Origin of the sequence: Bradyrhizobium sp. (assembly GCF_019244115.1) — a bacterium.
In the GTDB taxonomy this organism is placed as follows: domain Bacteria; phylum Pseudomonadota; class Alphaproteobacteria; order Rhizobiales; family Xanthobacteraceae; genus Bradyrhizobium.
Window position 1 is genome coordinate 1 of the sequence record NZ_JAFATE010000607.1, and the last position, 4,093, is coordinate 4,093.

The following is a 4,093-nucleotide window of genomic DNA, read 5'->3' on the forward strand; positions in this document are numbered from 1 at the left end:
GCAACGCGTCGGCGATCAAGCTCGCCAAGGTCACGATCCGTTTCATCAGCGATCCCGCCGCGCAAGCGGCGGCGCTGCTGGCGGGTGATGTCGACGCGTTTCCCCGAGTGGCGACGCGCATCGTCGAGCAGTTCAAGACGGATCCGCGGTTCGTCGTGCTGATCGGCGGCTCCAAGGCGAAGACCATCGTCACCATCAACAACAAGAAGAAGCCGTTTGACGACGTGCGGGTGCGCCGCGCCATTCTCGCCGCGATCGATCGCAAGGCGATGATCGATGGCGCCGCCGACGGCTTCGGCATTCCGATCGGCAGCTTCTACACGCCGGGCTCGCTCGGTTATGTCGACACCACAAATATCAACCCTTACGATCCCGAGAACGCCAAGAAGCTGCTCAGGGAGGCCGGCGTCGCCACGCCGCTCGAGGTCAGCCTGAAACTGCCGCCGCCGCCCTATGCGCGACAGGGTGGGGAGATACTCGCGGCGGAGCTCGCCAAGGTGGGCATCACCGCCAAGATCGAGAACGTCGAATGGGCGCAATGGCTGTCGCAGGTCTTCGCGCCGGGCGGGCCGCATAATTACGACCTGACCATCGTCTCCCATGTCGAGCCGTTCGATCTCGTGAAGTGGACCGAGCCCGACTACTACTTCGGCTACAACTCCGAAGCCTTCAACGCGCTCTACAAGCAGATCGTGACGAGCTCGGACGAGGCCGGCCGCGCCAAACTGCTCGGCGATGCCCAGCGCATGCTGGCAACCGATGCGGCCGCCGGCTTCCTCTACCAGCCGCAATGGCCCACGGTCGTCAGCAAGCAGCTGAAGGGCGTGTGGAAGGAGGTCCCGCAATTCGAGAACGATTTTTCCACGTGGTCGTGGGAGTAGGGACACTGCATTCCACCGCTCGCGCTTCGCTGCTGCCACGGCGGCGGTGCGCTCCCCCTCCCCCCTTGCGGCGGAGGGCTGGGGAGGGGGGGTACCAAACAGCGAACTGAATCCGGGGACCCCACCCCCGACCCCTCCCCGCAAGGGGGAGGGGAGAACTGACAGTCGCGCAAGTAGAACGATCGAAGTCAATTCACCGCTTACCGTCCTCGATGATCATTGTGGCGGCCTTCTCGGCGATCATCGCGGTCGGGGTGTTGGTATTTCCCGAGGTGATCGTCGGCATCACCGAGGCATCGGCGACGCGCAGGCCCAAAATGCCATGAAAGCTGAGCCGCTCGTCGACGACGGCGGTGTGGTCGCTGGCAAGTCCCATCTTCGCCGTGCCGACGGGATGGAAGATCGTGGTGCCGATATCGCCAGCCGCCTTGGCCAGCGAGGCATCGTCGTCGCCGACCGACGGGCCGGGCAGGAATTCGCTCGGAGAATAACGCGCCAGCGCCGGTTGTCGCATGAGCTTCCGCGTGGTGCGGATCGCATCGGCCGCGACCCGGCGATCGTCGTCGGTCGACAGATAGTTCGGCGCGATCGACGGCGCTGCGGCGATCTCGCGGCTGCGGATCCGCACGATGCCGCGCGAGGTCGGCTGCAGGTTGCAGGCCGACACCGTGATGGCTGGAAAGCGGTGTAGGGGATCGCCAAACTTGTCGAGCGACAGCGGCTGCACGTGGAACTGGATGTTGGCGCGTTCGCGCGACGGATCGGAGCGGGTGAAGATGCCGAGCTGCGATGGCGCCATGGTCAGCGGGCCGCGGCGGCGGAGCGCATAATCGAGCCCCATCAGCCCGCGCCGCGCCAACGAATGATAGGTCTCGTTCAAGGTGCGCGCGCCGAAAACCTTGTAGATCGCGCGCTGCTGCAGATGGTCCTGCAGGTTGCGTCCGACGCCCTGGCGATCGAGCACGACATCGACGCCGATCGGCGATAGCCATTCCCAGGGACCGATGCCGGAGCGGTGCAGCACCTGGACCGAGCCGATCGCGCCGGCGCTCAGGATCACCTCGCCCTTGGTGCGCGCCTCGACGACCTCGCCGCCCTGCAGGAAGCGCACGCCGACCGCGCGGCCGTTTTCGATCAGCAGGCGATCGACCAGCACATGGGTCTCGAGCCGCAAATTGGGACGGTGCAGCGCCGGCTTGAGAAAACCGCGCGCCGATGACCAGCGGCGGCCGCGTTTCTGGTTGACGTGAAAATAGCCGACGCCCTCATTGTCGCCGGTATTGAAGTCGGCGATTTTTCGGATCCCCATCTCCTGTGCGGCCTCGCCGACCGCATCCAAGATGGTCCAGGACAGCCGCGGCGCCTCGATGCGCCAGCCGCCGCCGGCGCCGTGGTGCTGGCTTTCCCCGAGGAAATGATCTTCCAGCCGTTTGAAGGCCTGCAGCACGTCCTGATACGCCCAACCGGCGAGTCCGAGCTGGCGCCAGTGGTCGTAGTCGGCGGCCTGGCCGCGCATCGAGATCATCGCGTTGATCGCCGAGGAGCCGCCGATCACTTTGCCCCTCGGATAGGCCAGCGCGCGGCCGTTGAGGCCGGCCTCCGCTTCGGTGCGGAACATCCAGTCCGAGCGCGGATTGCCGATCGCGAAGAGATAGCCGACCGGAATGTGGAACCAGATCCAGTTATCCTTACCGCCGGCCTCCAGGATCAGCACCCGGCGACGCGGGTCTGCCGACAGGCGGTTGGCGAGGATGCAGCCCGCGGTACCGGCGCCGACAACGATATAGTCGAACTCGCCTTCCAGCTGCTTCATTGGACCGACGTCAGAGGCCGCGGTCGCGGGCCGCAGAGGGGACGCAAGGCGTCGCGCTGTTCGCGCGACAGCACGATGACGGGATAACGCGGCGCGCCACTGCCGCGTTCGAAAAACGGATGCGGCCAGGTTTTTCCGGTGAGGCGCCAGCCAAGCACCAGGCGCAGAATGCGGAGCAGCAGCGACAGGCTGACTCCGTTGGTCTTGCCCGGGACGTTTCCGATCGCGAACTTTCCCAGATTCGTGCCGACCGGAGTCCCGAACAGCGCATCCAAATTTTGCCCATCGGTTTCGAAGGCCTGGGCGACCACGCCGACAAAGGGAATGGATGGCGTCAGCGTATTGCCAACCGGGGTGTTGCAGCAGCGCGCATGCCACCGGAATAGCCCCTTGGGCGACAGTCGCAGCGCCGCGATCTTGTCCTGGCCTCTGACGAATGTGAGGGATGCGGGGGCGACCTGCACGACGTCGGTGCCGCCGTGGACGTCGAGCAGGTCGGGACGGCCGAGCTGATGCGCATAGGCCTGGCAGTCGTCGCAATAGCAGATCACGCGATTGACGGCCTTGGGCGAGGGGTCGCTCACCAGCGCGCGCACTTCTCCGCATCGACAGCGCAATTCGGCCTGGATGTTCATGTTTCCGTCCCTTCGGGTGCGAACCGTTGGCACAGCTTCGATGCTGCAGCAAGCGCGGAAGCCATTCGGGTCGTTGCTGCCGGGATCGATGGTGCTGGTCCGGCCGACCGCCTGGGTTGGGTCGGCTGGAGCGCCATGCTAGACAGGTCAAAACTCCTTCACAACATGATCCGAGAGCCTCATGCCCATCGTCAATCGCGTCGCCGATCTGCATTCCGACATTCAAGCCTGGCGGCGGGACATCCATCAATATCCGGAACTGCTCTACGACACTCTCCGCACCTCGTCCTTCGTGGCCGATCGCCTGCGCGAGTTCGGCTGCGACGAGGTGGCGACGGGTCTCGGCAAGACCGGCGTGGTCGGTGTGATCAAGGGGAAGAAGCCCGCCGGCAACGGCGACGTCAAGGTGATCGGGCTTCGCGCCGACATGGATGCGCTGCCGATCCAGGAGGCGACCGGGGTGCCCTATGCCTCCAAGACGCCGGGCCTGATGCACGCCTGCGGCCATGACGGCCACACCGCGATGCTGCTGGGCGCCGCGCGCTATCTCGCCGAGACACGGAATTTTTCCGGCGACGCGGTGGTGATCTTCCAGCCCGCGGAAGAGGGCGGCGCGGGCGCCAAGGCGATGATCGACGACGGCCTGATGGACCGTTTTGGCATCGATCAGGTCTACGGCATGCATAACGGTCCGGGCATCCCGATCGGCTCCTTTGGGATCCGTCCGGGTCCGATCATGGCGTCCACTGACTCCGTCGACATCA

The 4,093-nt window shown here is 65.4% G+C and carries 4 protein-coding genes; 2 read left to right on the forward strand and 2 right to left on the reverse strand.

All coding sequences use genetic code 11. The features are described from left to right. A partial coding sequence (locus JOZ76_RS26805) for an ABC transporter substrate-binding protein (protein WP_291703778.1) occupies positions 1-881 on the forward strand: 881 nt, incomplete at its 5' end. Positions 882-1,074: 193 nt separating this feature from the next. Here JOZ76_RS26805 and JOZ76_RS26810 read toward each other — a convergent pair. Continuing rightward, positions 1,075-2,694, reverse strand: a complete 1,620-nt coding sequence (locus JOZ76_RS26810; protein ID WP_291703780.1) for a GMC family oxidoreductase — start codon at positions 2,692-2,694, stop codon at positions 1,075-1,077. Next, positions 2,691-3,329: a DUF6151 family protein gene (locus tag JOZ76_RS26815; RefSeq protein WP_291703782.1), complete on the reverse strand. Its 639-nt coding sequence runs from the start codon at positions 3,327-3,329 to the stop codon at positions 2,691-2,693. The genes JOZ76_RS26810 and JOZ76_RS26815 overlap by 4 nt, the downstream gene beginning before the upstream one ends. Positions 3,330-3,510: 181 nt before the next feature. Between JOZ76_RS26815 and JOZ76_RS26820 the strand changes: the two genes are divergently transcribed. Then, positions 3,511-4,093 (forward strand): amidohydrolase (locus tag JOZ76_RS26820; RefSeq protein ID WP_291703784.1); only part of this gene is annotated, 583 nt, incomplete at its 3' end.

Bases quoted from the DNA above. Each gene is read 5' to 3' on its own strand.
- JOZ76_RS26810 (WP_291703780.1), bottom strand. From the start codon at position 2,694: ATGAAGCAGCTGGAAGGCGAGTTCGACTATATCGTTGTCGGCGCCGGT.
- JOZ76_RS26815 (WP_291703782.1), bottom strand. From the start codon at position 3,329: ATGAACATCCAGGCCGAATTGCGCTGTCGATGCGGAGAAGTGCGCGCG.